The sequence below is a fragment of the Brevundimonas sp. UYEF29 genome, assembly GCF_040546195.1.
GTDB classification, from domain to species: domain Bacteria; phylum Pseudomonadota; class Alphaproteobacteria; order Caulobacterales; family Caulobacteraceae; genus Brevundimonas; species Brevundimonas huaxiensis.
The window spans coordinates 192,835-206,806 of record NZ_JBEPNH010000005.1 but is presented as its reverse complement, the minus strand read 5'-3'; the positions used below and the strand labels follow the sequence as shown (position 1 = coordinate 206,806).

Below are 13,972 nucleotides of genomic sequence, written 5' to 3'. Positions count from 1 at the left end.
CTCGCAACAAGCACGAGGCGGCCCAGGCTCAGGATTTAGAAGGAGTAACGCAGGCCGACCTGGAAGCTGCGGGTCGGCAGATACTGTTCCGTCCCCATGCCGAAGCGCGGGCTGTTGAAGCCCTGATCGAAGGACTTGTAGTTGGTGAAGTTGAAGATGTTGATCGCATCCACGATGAACTCCACCTTCTGGCCGCCATAGACTTCGAAGCCCTTCGTCAGACGCAAGTCGATCTGGCGGTAGGCGAAGTTCAGACCGGGCAAGAAGGCGCGCTTGTCCGGACGACCGCCGTTCCAGCAAATGTTCGGGCCGCCGGCGGGAGCGTTCGGGCAGTCGAACACGGTGTAGGGCAAGCCCGAACCCAGGGTCACGATGCCTGACAGCAGGAAGTCCGCGGGCAGACCGATGGTGCCGGACGCCACGATACGATGCGTTTCGTCGGTGTTCGACGGGAACTCAGGCGACTGTCCAGGCACATTGTAATCGAAGTCGAAGGCGCCATAGCCGGAGTCGCGGCTGCCGTTCTGGGTGGCGTCCATATAGGTATAGGCGATGTTTACGCCCCAGCGATCTTCGGCGTTGTAGTGCTTGTCGGCCGTGAAGTAGATCGCCTTGTAGTCGCGCTCTTTATCCGTGTTCTGGAAGAAGATCAGGTTGCGGAACTGCGGGAAGCCCACCGATCCCGGCGTCGGACCGTTGAACCGTCCGCCCGTCTCCGTCAGGGCATTGGCGATATACCAGCTGGATTCGCCTCTCGTCTTGCCGGCTGCAAGCGTCAGCGCCGTCTGGAACATACCGATCTTCTGGCGCACGCCCAAGCTAAACTGATCGGTGCGAGGCGGCTCGAAGTCGTTCTGCACCAGGAAGACTTCGCCGGCGCCCGGGCTGGCCGCCAGCAGGGGATCAAGACCCTGCGGCGTCAGATAGCTCGGGTTCCAGGCGATGGTTTGGACACCGCCACGAGGCCCGCCCGTGTTCGAGAAGTAGATCGTCTTGTTGAACTGGAAGGGCTTGAACCGCTCGTCGAACGCGAAGTTGAAGCCGATACGATCGTAGTAGCGGCCGGCACCGCCGAAGATGACCGTCCGCTCATCGTCGAAGACGTCGTAGGAGAAGCCGAAGCGCGGTTGGAACGCGCCCTTGAAGGCCTTGCGATCACCATCGGAAATATAATCCGCCGGGTTGAAATACGACGGGAAGTCGTAGTTCGGCAGGTTCTGGATCGCGGCCAGCATGTTGCGAATGGAATCAGGCGTGCGGTAGTCGTTGTTGACCGCATTGTCCTCGTAATCCCAGCGAATGCCGAGGTTCAGCTCCAGCTTGGAGGTGATCTGCCAGTCGTCCTGAATGTATAGGCCTAGAACATTGTTATCGACGTCCGCAGGCGGAACGGCGACTCCCAGGTCAACCGAGACGGGGATATCGCGGCTGCCGTTGATCTCGGGGCGAGCTTCGATGTCGTAGGTAAAGGTGGGGTTACGCCCGAAATCCTTCTGAACGAAATAGTTCTGCATCGAGTATTTCGCACCGATCTTGATCGTGTGCGTACCCATCCACTCCAGATCCGGAATGGTCAGATCGTTACGGATCGTGGTGCTCTTCTGCTCGAGGAACTGAGCATCAGCCCGCCCGCCGGCCGTGAATACGGTAGAGTCGCGGTTGTTGAAGTTATACTGGAACCCCGGCGTCGCTGCGCTGTCGTCGCGGAAGATTACGTATTGGCGCCCATAGTCGGACCCATTGATCACCGACTGTTCATAGCTTGACGTGAAGTAATCGATCGCGAACTCGTTAAGGAAGCGATCGCCCTGATACTGATGGCGCAGATTGAAGGCGATATTTTCGCCGTTGTTGCGCGCCGCGCGGCTGGGCGCATTCTGGCCGCTGGCTCCGCGGATATCTTCTTCCGTCTTGTACTCGCTGCTCAGTTCCAGCCTTTGGCGGTCGTTGATCTGCCAGGACAGTTTGCCGAAGAAGACGTCCTGCTCATAAGGCGTCGAGGTCGTGCCCAGGTCGTTGGCGAAGAAGCTGGTGTATTCGGTGCGGTTGAGGAAGGACTGCGAAATGCGCTCTTCGTCCTTGCGCTCATAGGCGCCGAAGAAGTGCAGCCGGTCCTGAATGATCGGGCCGCCCAGGCTGGCGCCGTACTGGATGCGCTTCAGAGGCGCCTTGGCGTCGCCGCGACGTTCCGAAATCACATCCTGAGCAATCCAGCCGGGATCCTGATAGTAGGCGAAGACGTCGCCGTGAAACTCGTTCGTGCCCGAGCGCGTGACGGCGGTGATGATGGCCGAACCGGCCTGTTCGTACTCGGCCTTGAAGTTCTGGCTGATGACGCGGAACTCTTGCACGGCGCCCTGCGGGAACGGCGTGCCGCGACTGTCGTCCTGACCGGCGACACCGCCGTCGTTAATCAGCGACTTGCGGTTCTGGCCGTCGATAAAGACGTTAATTGCCTGAGCGGTCTGGCCGCCGGCCGAGATCGTCCGCTCGGTGTCGTCCTCGGTCACGCGAAGACCCGGCGCCAGGGCGGCGAAGTTCAGGAAGTTGCGGCTGATCTGCGGCAGGTTATTGATCTGCTGCTGGGTCACGTTGGTGGCGACTTCGGGCGTGCGCACCTCGAAGACCCGGCGGCCGGTGACCACGATGTCGCCGAGCTCAGTCGCGCCGTCGGTGGCGGCTGTCGTCGTCGCTCCGGCGACATCCAGGTTCAACGTGCCGACCTGACCCAGGGACAGGGTCACGGTTTCTTCCGCCGTCTGGCCGTCCGCGCTGGTGACCTGCACGCGATAGGTGCCGGGGCGCAGGCCGGACAAAACATAACGACCATCGGCGCCGACGCGCGCGCGTGTCGCATAACCGGTGGAGACTTCGGTCGCGACGACCGTCGCGCCCGTCTCGACGGTCTGGCCGTCATAGACCGCGCCGCGCAACGTCGTCGTTGCGTTCTGCGCCTGCGCGCCGCCGACGACCGCCATGCTGATGGCAAGCGCCGATGCGGCGGCCAAGGCGGCCTTACGCGTGTTGAACTGGGTCATCCTGAGCTCTCCCCTCCTGATGGGATCGGTTTTCAGCGACATGGCTGGCCTACCCTTTGTTGAACCTGGCGGACGAGGCCGCCGCGGTGGACTGGCGTTCGACCAGGATCGGCCGAACGATTTCGCAAGCGGTGTCCGTGGCGTCGGCGGTCGCGCCGGCCTGGACCAGGCCGATCAGGCGTTCGACGCCCCTACGGCCGATTTCCGCGATATTGACGCGCATGGTCGTCAGCGCAGGCCGCATCAGCGCGGCGATGGGCACGTCGTCGAAGCCGACGACGGCGATGTCCTCAGGACAGCGCACGCCGGCCTCCTGGAAGGCCAGAAGCGCCCCGACAGCCATCATGTCATTGGCGGCGAAAACGGCGTCGGGCCGCTCCGTCATAGCCAGAAGCTGGGTCGCGGCGCGGTGCCCCGAGGCCTGAGAGAAGTCGCCCTCGACGATGATCGGGTCATGACCGTCCAACGCCGCCGTATAGCCGGCCGCGCGCGTGTCCGCCTCGATATTGCCGGCGGCGCCGCGAATGTGGGCGATCCGCCTGCGGCCAGTGGACAGCAGATGCTGGACCGCGCCGACGGCGCCGCCGTGGTTGTCGATCATGATGGACGCCCGGCCGGGCTCGGCCGCGCCGCCGTTCATCAGCAGGACCGGCATCCGACCGGCGAACTCTGACGACAGGTTCGCCGCGCCCAGATGCGGCGACAGCACGATCATGCCGTCCACCCGCCCGCGCATCGAACGTACGGCCGCCAAGGTGTCTTCCGCGCCGTCATGCGAACTGGAGACGATCAGGTGCTTGCCGTGAGCGCGGGCGGCCAGGTCCATGCCCCGGATCAACTCGGAGAAGAACTCGCCGAACAGGTCAGGCAGGATGACGCCGATCGTGTCGTTCTTGCTGGTCGACAAGCTGCGGGCGCCGAAGTGAGGGACGTAGCGAAGATCCTCGACCGCATCGAGCACGCGCTGGCGCGTCGCGTCCGAGGTCACGCCCAAGCCGTTCAGTACACGAGACACGGACGCCACCGATACATTGGCGCGTTCGGCGACGTCGCGCATGGTGGCGGCCTTGGCGAAGGGCTGGCCCTCCTGCCGTGCAGACGCAGCGCTAGGCGCGGCCATGTCCAATTAAATTCTCCCTGCTCCCTATCGTCCCGGCCCCTTTTCGAAGATCCGTCGATAAGCGATGTAAGCGGTTACATGACACAGGAGCGATGTGCGCCGCAAGCGCCGTTCGGCCAAATTTCGGGCGATTTTCGATCTCTGCTCGAGCCGTCCCAACGAGCCACGGGCGCTAAGCCGCTGCTTTAGCTTCACTCTTCGCAGGCTCCTTCCGGCGAACGGAATAAGGCGAACGCGGTGGGCGCGCGCCTTGGTCGCACCAGCCGTCGGCGATCTGCGTCGCGGCTGCGGCCTCATACGAAAAGGCCCGCGCCGCCGAAGCTGCACGGGCCGCAATCACAATGCGAAAGACGAATCTATGCCGGGTTAAGCTCATCCAGCTTGCCGCGCAGCATCTGCAGCATGGCGGAGAAATCGCGGCCGCCGTGCCCGATCCCGTCGAACAGGGCGTAAAGCGCCTCGGCCTGTGCGCCCAGAGGCGTCGAGGCGCCGGATTTCGCCGCTGCGTCCTGGGCCAGCTTCAGGTCCTTCAACATCATGGCCGTGGCGAACCCGCCCTGATAGTCGCGGTTGGACGGCGCGGTCGGCACCGGACCCGGCCAGGGATAATAGCTGGTCACGCTCCAGCACTGACCCGACGACTTGGACGCGATCTCGAAGAACCGTTCGGGATCCAGACCCAGCTTCTCGGCCAGGGCGATGGCCTCGCACGTGCCCAGCATGGAGATGCCCAGCAGCATGTTGTTGCAGATCTTGGCCGCCTGCCCCGCCCCATGATCGCCCGCGCGGATGGTGATGCGGCTCATGGGTTCCAGCGCCGCCTCGACGCGGTCGAAGTCGCCCTCGTCGCAGCCGACCATGAAGGCCAGCGTGCCCGCATCCGCCGCCGCCGTGCCGCCTGACACGGGCGCGTCGGCGAAGGCGTAACCGGCCGATTTGGCAAGACCGGCGACCTTGCGAGCGGTTTCGACATCGATGGTCGAACAGTCGAGCAGCAGCGCGGTCGACGGCGCCGCGCCGATGATCTGTTCGGAATAGACCTTCAGCACGTGTGGCCCGGCCGGCAGCATGGTGATCACGACCTCGGCGTCCTTGACCGCCTCGGCGACCGATCCGACCGCGACGCAGCCTGCCGCTCCGGCCCGTTCCAGCGCCTGCGCCGACAGATCGAAGGCGGCGACCGCATGGCCCGCCTTGGCCTGGTTCGCGGCCATGCCGCCGCCCATATTGCCCAGGCCGATGAAGGCGATCTTGGTCATGGTCTCTCTCCCTTTTTGTCGTCCGCTCATCCCCGCGAAAGCGGGGACGTGGTCAGGCCAGCGGCGTCCATTTTTCATTGTCCGGCAACGGCGCGAACAGCGCATCCAGCGTCTCGTTCGTAACGCCCGACAGGTCCGCCGGGGACCATTTCGGCGCATTGTCCTTGTCCACGATCACCGCCCGCACGCCTTCCTGGAAGTCGTGGGTGGATACCACGCGGCCGCCCAGGGCGTATTCCATCGCCATATTATCGGCGAAGCTGTTCAGCGTCGCGCCCGTCCGGATCTGGCGCAGCGAGACCTTCAGCGACTGCGGCGACTTGGTCTTCAGGGTTTCCAGCTGCGTCAGCGCCCAGTCCGAGCCGTCCGCCTCAAGCGCCTGGAAAATCTCTTCAACCGTGTCGAAGGCGAACAGCCGGTCGATGGCCTCGCGGTGGGCCGACAGCGGCGCAGGCCCGGCGTCACCCGCGTGGCGCGTCACGACCGACGACGGATCGGCGGGCTCGCGCATCAGATCGGCCTTCAACGCATCGACGCGATCTGCGGACACGAAGTGCGTATGGATGCCCAGGGCCACCGTATCCGCCGCCTTCAGCCGGGCGCCTGTCAGCGCCAGCCAGACGCCGGTCTGGCCCGGCAGGCGCGGCAGGAACCAGCCGCCGCCCACGTCCGGAAAAAGGCCGATCCCAGTTTCGGGCATGGCGTAGGTGGTGCGCTCGGTCGCCACACGAATGTCGGCTGGCTCAGAGATGCCGACCCCGCCGCCCATGACGATGCCGTCCACGATGGCGATGATCGGCTTGGGATAATCGAACATCAGGTGGTTCAGCCGGTACTCGGCCAGGAAGAAGGCCTTGGCCTCCGACGCATCGCCCGCACCGCTTTCGGCGATCATGCGAATGTCGCCGCCCGCGCAAAAACCCCGCTCGCCGGCGTGGTCGATCAGCACGGACTGGACAGCCGCGTCGCTGCGCCAGGCCAGCAGCGCCTCGGTCATCGCCTCGCACATTGCCCGGTTCAGGGCATGGATCGCCTTGGGCCGGTTCAGAGTGATGCGACCGACGCCGTTTTCGATCCGGGTGACGACCTCGGCCTCGCTCACTTGGTCATCTCCCGCGCGATGATCACCCGCATGATCTCGTTCGTACCTTCAAGGATACGGTGAACCCGCAGGTCGCGCACGATCCGTTCCAGCGGATAGTCCTTCAGATAGCCATAGCCGCCGTGCAGTTGCAGGGCCTCGTCGGCGATCTGGAAACAGGCGTCGGTGGCCAGGCGCTTGGCCATGGCGCACCACTTCGTCTTTTCCGGATGGTCGGTGTCGATGGCCCAGGCGCCGCGCAGCACCATCAGCCGCGCCGCCTCCAGGTCCGTGGCCATGTCCGCCAGCCGGAACTGCAGCGCCTGAAACTCGCCGATCGGACGGCCGAACTGTTTGCGGGTGGCGACGTACTCCTGCGCCGTCTCCAGCGCCAGCCGCGCCCCGCCCAGCGAACAGGCGGCGATGTTCAGCCGCCCGCCGTCCAGTCCGGCCATGGCGTATTTGAAACCCGCCCCCTCCTCGCCCAACAGATTGGCGACCGGCACGCGGCAGTCGTCGAACTGGACGATGGCGGTCGGCTGGGCGTTCCAGCCCATCTTCCTTTCCTGCGCGCCGAACGACAGGCCGGGCGTGCCGGCTTCGACCACGATCGCGCTCACGCCCTTCGGCCCCTCGCCGCCCGTACGGACCATGACGACATAGACGTCGGACGTGCCCGCGCCGGAGATGAAGGCCTTGGAGCCGTTCAGCACATAATGGTCGCCGTCGCGCACGGCCGTCGTCCGCAGCGCCGCCGCGTCGGACCCCGACCCCGGCTCGGTCAGGCAGTAGGAGGCGATCTTCTCCATCCCGACCAGCGACGGCACGAACCGGCCGCGCAGGTCGCCCGACCCGAAGCGATCGATCATCCACGTCGCCATGTTGTGGATCGAGATGAAGGCCGCCGTCGCCACGTCGCCGCGCGACAGCTCTTCGAAAATCACAGCCGCCTCGACCCGGCCCAAGGCCATGCCGCCGTGCTCCTCAGCCGTATAGATGCCGCAGAAGCCCATCTCGGCCGCCTGTTTCATCACCTCGACGGGGAAATGCTTGTCCTCGTCCCAGCGCGCCGAATGCGGCGCCAGTTCGGCCTCGGCAAAGGCGCGGGCGGCGTCCTGAATGGCGCGCTGATCGTCGTTGAGAGCGAAATCCATGGCGGCCTCAGCGCATCGTCGGAATGACGAACGAGCTGTCCGAATGCTCCAGCGCCGAGTCCGGCCAGCGGGCCGTCACGGTCTTGGTCTTGGTCCAGAAGCGGACGCCCTCCATGCCGTGCTGGTTGATGTCGCCGAAGGCCGAACGCTTCCAGCCGCCGAAGGTGTGATAGGCGACCGGCACCGGGATCGGCACATTGATCCCGACCATGCCGACATTGACCCGAGCGGCGAAGTCGCGCGCCGCGCGGCCGTTCTGGGTGAAGATGGCGACGCCGTTGCCGTATTGGTGGTTCGACGGCAGGGCCAGCGCCTCCTCGAACGTCTCGGCGCGTACGATCTGCAGCACCGGACCGAAAATTTCTTCCTGATAGGAGGACATCTCGGGCTTCACATGGTCGAACAGCGACGGGCCGATGAAATAGCCCTTCTCGTGACCTTGCAGGCTGAAGTCGCGGCCGTCGACGACCAGTTCGGCGCCTTCCTGCACGCCCTTTTCGATCCAGCCCGCGACACGCTCGCGGTGCTGGGCGGTGACGACGGGGCCATAGTGGGCGCCCGCATCGGTCGAGACGCCGACCCGCATCGAGGGGATCTCGGCGACCATCCGCTCGCGCAGTTCGTCGGCGGTCTTCTTGCCGACCGGCACCACGACCGGCAGCGCCATGCAGCGTTCGCCCGCCGAGCCATAGGCCGCGCCGGACAGATCCTTGATCACCTGATCCATGTCGGCGTCGGGCAGGACGATGCCGTGATTCTTGGCGCCGCCCATGGCCTGGACGCGCTTATGGTTGGCGGCGCCGGTCTGATAGACATAGTGGGCGATGTCGGATGAGCCGACGAAGCTGACGGCGTGAACCAACGGATGAGTCAGGATGGCGTCCACCGCCGTCTTGTCGCCATGCACCACGTTCAGCACGCCGTTCGGCGCTCCGGCTTCCAGCATCAGTTCGGCCAGACGCACCGGCACCGACGGATCGCGCTCGGACGGCTTCAGGACAAAGGTGTTGCCCACCGCGATGGCCACGCCGAACATCCACATCGGGATCATGGCCGGGAAGTTGAACGGAGTGATACCCGCCACCACGCCCAGCGGCTGGCGCATCGAATAGACGTCGATGCCGGGGCCGGCGCCTTGAGTGTATTCACCCTTCAGCGCGTGCGGGATGCCGCAGGCGAACTCGATCACTTCCAGGCCGCGTTGGATGTCGCCCTTGGAGTCAGCGATGACCTTGCCGTGCTCGCTGGACAGCAGTTCGGCCAGTTCGTCCATCCGCGCCTCAACCAGGCGTTTGAAGTCGAACATGACGCGGGCGCGGCGTTGAGGATTGGTCGAGGCCCAACCGTCAAAGGCGTTCTGCGCCGCCTGGACCGCACGATCGACCTCGCCCGTCGTCGCCAGTTGCACACGAGCCTGTACATCGCCGGTGTTGGGATTGAACACGTCGCTGAAGCGTCCGGACGCGCCGTCGAAAGCCGCACCGTCGATGAAGTGGCGAATGTCGCGCATGGCCTGGGTGTCCCTGTTGGTTCTTTTGTTGCGGCTATGGCTATCACCGCTGCGCGCCTGTCGATAATGCAAAGTTGCAGGCAGCACTCTGCGTTTTTGCATTACAGTTTGACACATGTATGACTGGGACGATCTGCGCATCTTCATCGCCGCCGCGCGCGCAGGCTCGCTGGGCGGCGCGGCGCAGCGGCTGGGCGTCGACGCCGCCACGGTCGGGCGTCGGGTCGCCCGATTGGAAAGCGCGTTGAAATCCACCCTGGTCGTCCGCTCGACCACCGGCCTTCAGCTGACCGCCGCCGGCGCCCAATTGCTCGACATCGGTCTGGAGGCCGAAAGCGCGATGGAGGCCGTCGATCGCGTGACCCAGCCCGACGCGCCCGCCGGCGTCGTGCGCGTCAGCGCGTCCGAGGGGTTTGGCGTCACCCTGATGGCGCCCGCCCTGCCCGCGCTGCGTCTGGCTCATCCGGGCCTCAGGATCGAACTAGCGGCGACCTCCGGCTTTCTGTCGCCGACGCGCCGCGAGGTCGACATGGCGATCACCCTGGCCGCGCCACATGCTGCACGTCTGATCGTCGAGCCGCTGACGCCGTATCAGCTGGCCCTCTACGCCTCGCCCGATCACCTGCAACGCAACGGCGTTCCGGACACCGTCGACGACCTGAGCCGCTTCGACATCGTCGGCTATATCGACGATCTGATCTATGCGCCCGAGCTGCGCTATCTGGACGAGGTCCAGCCGGGCCTCGCGCCCCACGTCGCCTCATCTTCGATCCGGGCGCAGCGGGAGATCATCGCCGCGGGAGGCGGCGTCGGCGTCCTGCCGTGCTTCCTGGCCGAGGGTCTGGTGCGCGTGCTGCCGTCGATCCTGATCGAGCGTCGCTTCTGGCTGGCCACCCACCGCGACGTTCACGACACCGCACGTTTGCGCACCGTGCGTTCGTGGCTGAAGACCCTGTGCGAAGAACAACAGTCGAGCTTGAGGCCATTCTGACGTCAGCAGAGAAATCGAAGTGTGGTTCGCCGAACACACCCGCGCGTTTTTGAACGTTCGGGGAACGGAGATCTCGTTCAAATCTTAATAGAAGACGAACGAGGCCTGCCATGACACTGACCTTCAGCCTGACATTGATGACGGCCCTGATGGGCGCCCCGACTGGACCGCTGCTCAAGGACGCGGCCCTGTACAGCGCGCCTCAACCCGCCATCGAACGCGCCGTAGCGCCGAAGGCCCAGAGCACCGACCGCTTTAGCGTGCGCCTGCGCTGCACCGCCCTGGCATCTGGCCATGTTACCGACTGCGTCGTGCTGGAAGAAACCCGTCCGGGCATGGGCTTTGGCGAAGCCGCCCTGGCCCTGATGAACGGCGCCGAGGTCACGCCGATCATGGATCGTGGCCGTCCGGTCGATGCGCCCTTCGAACGCACCATCGACTTCACGCCGTAAGTCAAAGCTCTCCCCATAGGCAAGGTCCCCGGTTGCTTGCAGCCGGGGACTTTTCTTATTCGGCTAGGTCTCGAAGACATGAACGATTTCCCTCGCCCTTGCTGGACGAGGGAAAAGCCGGCCTATCGCGCAGGCGCGATGCGCCACACCGTATTCGACAGGTCGTCGGCGACGAACAGGACACGTTTGGTGCCATCGAACGCGACGCCGACCGGGCGTCCGCGCGCCTTGCCGTCCTTCAGGAAGCCCGTGGCGAAATCGACGGGCTGACCCGCTGGACGACCGGCGTTGAACGGCACCCAGACGACCTTGTAGCCGGACGGATCCTGGCGGTTCCAACTGCCGTGCATGCCAATGAAGGCGCCGTTGGCGAACGACCCGCCAAAACCGCCATTGCGGGCGAAATCCAGGCCCAGGGCGGCGACGTGCGATCCCAAGGCGTAATCTGGCCGAATGGCCTTGGCGACCATCTCGGGATTCTGAGGCATCACGCGCGGATCGCGGTTCTGGCCCCAGTAGCTGTAGGGCCAGCCGTAGAAGGCCCCGTCCCGCACTTGGGTCAGATAATCCGGGACCAGTTGCGGCCCCAGTTCATCCCGCTCATTGACGACCGACCACAACAGATTGGTCGTGGGCTCGATGGCCAGGGCCGTCGGATTGCGAATGCCGGTGGCGATGGTGCGCCGTGCGCCGGTCGCCCGGTCGATCTCCCACACCGTGGCGCGCTCTTCTTCGACCGCCATGCCGCGCTCACCGATATTGGAGTTCGAGCCGGTGCCGACATACAGCTTCGACCCGTCCGCGCTGGCGGTCAGGGACTTGGTCCAGTGGTGGTTGATGCGCGACGGCAGCTCCGTCACCCGCTCGGCGGGCGTGGCGATACCGGTCTGGCCCGGCTGGAAGGCGAAGCGAACCAGCGCCCCCTGTTCGGCGACATAGAGATAGCCGTCGACATAGGCTAGGCCGTAGGGCGCATCGAGGTTGTCCACCAGAACGGTCCGCAATTCGGGCGTGCCGTCGTTGTTCGCGTCGCGCACCAGGGTGATGCGATTGCCGCCTTTGATCTTGGTGTTGCCCTGCTTCTTGATGACGCCGGCGATCACATCCTTGGGCCGCATGGCGGGCGCATGGCCGCCGCGCCCCTCTGCGATCAGCACATCGCCATTGGGCAGGACAAGCATCTGACGCGGGATTTTGAGATCGGTGGCGAAGGCGCTGATCGTAAAGCCTTGCGGCACCGTCGGCGTCTCGCCGTTCCAACCTGCCGGCGGGCTGATCTTCATCGGCGGGACCAGCGTCTCGTTGATTTTGGGCAGGTCGGGCGTCGCGCCGGTCTGGTTCAGTTTCGGGTCGCTGGCGTTGCCGCACGATGCGACCGTCAGGGCCATGGCCAGGGTGGCGGCGCTGGCGGCGAGCAGGTTCTTGTTCATCGGACGCTCTCCCGCGCGGCATAGGCGGTCCAGCCAGCGACCAGGACCAGGATTGTGCAGAGGATCGAAAGGATAAGACCGAAGGCTCCGACGGAGCTCCACGCGTCTTGGCTGTGTTTGAAGGCGTTCACCAGCCCCAACACCCAGGCCAGCGCAAGCGCGACCAGATGCACCGTCGCCCGCCGTGACCGCCCGTGGCGCAGGCCGACGACGAAATCGAAGATCGAAAACAGGCCGGCGACACCGCCGAATACCAGCGCTCCGGTGATCAGCCAGGCCGAGAAGTTCGTCCACTGGACCTCCGCCGTCTTCAGATAGGCGATGTCGGTGAACAGGGCGAAGGTGAATAGCGCGATCGGAAACGCCAGCAGTATCCAATGCAACGGTCGAACGACCGCATCCTTCAGTCCATGGGTGCTCATGCCAGCCCTCTCCGTAAAGTCTGGCTTGGCTAACCGTCTGAACGGGAAATGGTTCACATCGGCTTTTGCCGCGCCGATCTTGCAGGGCCGGAGCGAAGAAAGCGTTCTCGCTTGGCGCCCCACACATTGCGTCGCGGATGCGCCGTCAGCCCCCATCGACAATGCCGATCAGCGTCTCGGCTTTACCCGACCCGATTGGACCAAGCGGCGTAAAGGTCCAACGCCTTCTGCGGCGAAGATATCCACCAGGAATAGCCGTTGCGTCTTCCGACGGAGATTTCATTCACATCGTCGTGGATGGTCTGATCCTTGTCGCCGAAGATCGGACGCCCGGTCACCAGATCGTAGTTGCGAGACCAGATCGGACCCGCCCCGGCCTTGTCGATCAGCTTGCGTCCGTCGTCGGTCATTTCGAATGACTTGTCATAGACACGCACCGCCTCAAGCCATTCGGCGGCGCCGCGGACGGCGGCCTTGATCTCCGGCGACGGGTTCTCCTCGCCCATCAGGAAGATCAGGATATCGGTTGTTTCGCCGCTTGCGATGGATCGCGGCTCGTAGTTCCGAGCGCTTGTTGGCACCAGCCGCATGGGCTCGACCTGCTGCGGCCAGCCCAACAGGCGATCCCCTTGACGCACCTGGGCCGCGAGGATCACCTCGATCGCCTTTTGGGTCGCCTCGGCCGCCTGTGTCTCCAAGTCAGCCGGCACGAAGTCGAAGCCCTCAGCGCCATGGGCGACATCACGAAGCAGCATGGCCGCGTTCGCCACCGCATTGTCATTGAATGTGATTGAGTCGTGGAAGCCGCCTTCGAGCGGCCAGATCTGAGGCCAGCCGCCATTGGGATATTGCGCGTTCAGCAAATAGCGCACGCCTCGGATCACGCTGGCGCGCCAGGCGTCGCCGCCGCGTCCCGGCGCGTAGGCGGCGACCTTGGCCAGGAAACGCATTTCCGACCACGTCGCCTCGTTATCCAACGTGCCAACGAAGGTCCAGAAGCGATCCGCCGGCGCATCGAAGTTCGCCGGGTTCTGCTCCATGGTTTCGGCGTCGTTGGAGAACCGCTGACCCGGCAGGCGCGCAATGCTGCGATCCTGGTTTTTGCTCCATCCGCCGGCGGGGGTCTGGAAACTGACGATCGCATCCGCGACGGCCCGGGCTTCGGCCGTGGCGTACCAGTCGGCAGGCCGATCCAGCGGCATGTTGTAGTGTGCGGGTCCGATGGCCTTGGGCGGCGGCGGCGGAGCCACTCCAGCGGGAAGCTCGGCCGCGAGCGCAGCGCGGTCGGCCAGATGCTGGGCCTGGGAGCGTGCCAGATACTCGGCCCACGGACCACGCTCCGCGTCGGGCAAGGCGCCGATCCTGTCGCTGGTCAGGCCCACCGCCGGCGTGTTCAGCCGCAGGACTTCAGCCTGAGCAACGCCGGAAACGCCCCCCACAAGCGCGACCACGCCAAATGCCAGGATCGAACAGGCGGATAGAATTTTCATCGCGCTAACTCCCACAATTTTTGGT

Annotated in this window: 11 protein-coding genes; 2 read left to right on the top strand and 9 right to left on the bottom strand. The window is 64.9% G+C overall.

Annotated elements, in window-relative coordinates; all coding sequences use genetic code 11:
* Positions 1–35 precede the first annotated feature (35 nt).
* From ABIB58_RS10340 to ABIB58_RS10315, 6 genes are all read right to left on the bottom strand, one after another.
* Positions 36–3,038: a TonB-dependent receptor gene (locus ABIB58_RS10340; protein WP_045810575.1), complete on the bottom strand. Its 3,003-nt coding sequence runs from the start codon at positions 3,036–3,038 to the stop codon at positions 36–38.
* A 49-nt stretch (positions 3,039–3,087) separates the two neighbouring features.
* Positions 3,088–4,158 carry a LacI family DNA-binding transcriptional regulator gene (locus tag ABIB58_RS10335; RefSeq protein WP_197071014.1) on the bottom strand — a complete coding sequence of 357 codons (1,071 nt, stop codon included), beginning with the start codon at positions 4,156–4,158 and terminating at the stop codon, positions 3,088–3,090.
* Positions 4,159–4,514: 356 nt separating this feature from the next.
* Positions 4,515–5,417 (bottom strand): 3-hydroxyisobutyrate dehydrogenase, encoded by a 903-nt coding sequence (gene mmsB / locus ABIB58_RS10330; protein ID WP_354040725.1) that lies wholly within the window; start codon positions 5,415–5,417, stop codon positions 4,515–4,517.
* Between the two features lie 52 nt (positions 5,418–5,469).
* Complete coding sequence (locus ABIB58_RS10325; protein WP_354040723.1) at positions 5,470–6,519, bottom strand: enoyl-CoA hydratase/isomerase family protein; 1,050 nt, start codon at positions 6,517–6,519, stop codon at positions 5,470–5,472.
* A complete protein-coding gene (locus ABIB58_RS10320; RefSeq protein WP_354040721.1) occupies positions 6,516–7,652 on the bottom strand; it encodes an isobutyryl-CoA dehydrogenase in 1,137 nt (378 codons plus the stop codon). Before ABIB58_RS10320 ends, ABIB58_RS10325 begins: the two co-directional genes overlap by 4 nt.
* 7 nt (positions 7,653–7,659) lie before the next feature.
* Positions 7,660–9,162 carry a CoA-acylating methylmalonate-semialdehyde dehydrogenase gene (locus tag ABIB58_RS10315; RefSeq protein WP_039245273.1) on the bottom strand — a complete coding sequence of 501 codons (1,503 nt, stop codon included), beginning with the start codon at positions 9,160–9,162 and terminating at the stop codon, positions 7,660–7,662.
* A gap of 115 nt (positions 9,163–9,277) precedes the next feature.
* On the opposite strand from ABIB58_RS10315, the gene ABIB58_RS10310 reads away from it, so the two are divergent.
* Positions 9,278–10,153, top strand: coding sequence for a LysR family transcriptional regulator (locus ABIB58_RS10310; protein WP_354040718.1), 876 nt, complete (start codon positions 9,278–9,280; stop codon positions 10,151–10,153).
* Positions 10,154–10,263: 110 nt separating this feature from the next.
* Positions 10,264–10,605, top strand: coding sequence for a TonB family protein (locus ABIB58_RS10305; protein WP_045810579.1), 342 nt, complete (start codon positions 10,264–10,266; stop codon positions 10,603–10,605).
* 122 nt (positions 10,606–10,727) lie between these two features.
* Here ABIB58_RS10305 and ABIB58_RS10300 read toward each other — a convergent pair whose 3' ends face one another.
* The 3 genes from ABIB58_RS10300 to pelA all read right to left on the bottom strand — a co-directional run bounded on the left by ABIB58_RS10300 (position 10,728) and on the right by pelA (position 13,947).
* Entirely contained in the window at positions 10,728–11,993 is a 1,266-nt protein-coding gene (locus ABIB58_RS10300; RefSeq protein WP_502909747.1) for a PQQ-dependent sugar dehydrogenase, read from the bottom strand.
* A gap of 38 nt (positions 11,994–12,031) precedes the next feature.
* Complete coding sequence (locus tag ABIB58_RS10295; protein ID WP_045810581.1) at positions 12,032–12,457, bottom strand: DUF2231 domain-containing protein; 426 nt, start codon at positions 12,455–12,457, stop codon at positions 12,032–12,034.
* Between the two features lie 182 nt (positions 12,458–12,639).
* On the bottom strand, positions 12,640–13,947 hold the full coding sequence (gene pelA / locus ABIB58_RS10290) for a pectate lyase (RefSeq protein ID WP_045810582.1): 1,308 nt from the start codon (positions 13,945–13,947) through the stop codon (positions 12,640–12,642).
* Positions 13,948–13,972: the final 25 nt, after the last annotated feature.